This is a genomic window from Paenibacillus sp. FSL A5-0031 (assembly GCF_001956295.1).
Classification (GTDB): Bacteria; Bacillota; Bacilli; order Paenibacillales; family Paenibacillaceae; genus Pristimantibacillus.
This window is the reverse complement of the sequence record NZ_MRTD01000068.1, coordinates 1-431: the sequence shown is the minus strand read 5'-3', so window position 1 is coordinate 431 and position 431 is coordinate 1. Positions and strand designations below refer to the sequence as shown.

The following is a 431-nucleotide window of genomic DNA, read 5'->3' as shown; positions in this document are numbered from 1 at the left end:
GAACAACGATACCGCCCCGGGGAGCCGTAAGCAGGCATTGATCCGAGGATTTCCGAATGGGGAAACCCAGCTATCGTAATGGATAGTTACTACTAACTGAATACATAGGTTAGTAAGAGGCATACCAGGGGAACTGAAACATCTAAGTACCCTGAGGAAGAGAAAACAATAGTGATTCCGTCAGTAGCGGCGAGCGAACGCGGATTAGCCCAAACCAAGGAGCTTGCTTCTTGGGGTTGTAGGACGTCTCACATGGAGTTACAAAAGTGTTTGGTAGGCGAAGAGGTCTGGAAAGGCCCGCCAGAGCAGGTAAAAGCCCTGTAACCGAAAGCAAGCACCCTCCGAGACGGATCCTGAGTACGGCGGGACACGAGAAACCCCGTCGGAATCCGGCAGGACCATCTGCCAAGGCTAAATACTCCCTGGTGACC

Annotated in this window: 1 rRNA gene; it reads left to right on the top strand. The window is 52.4% G+C overall.

Annotated features, from left to right (window positions below):
- A 23S ribosomal RNA gene (locus tag BK120_RS34365) occupies positions 1-431 on the top strand; the annotation flags it as partial.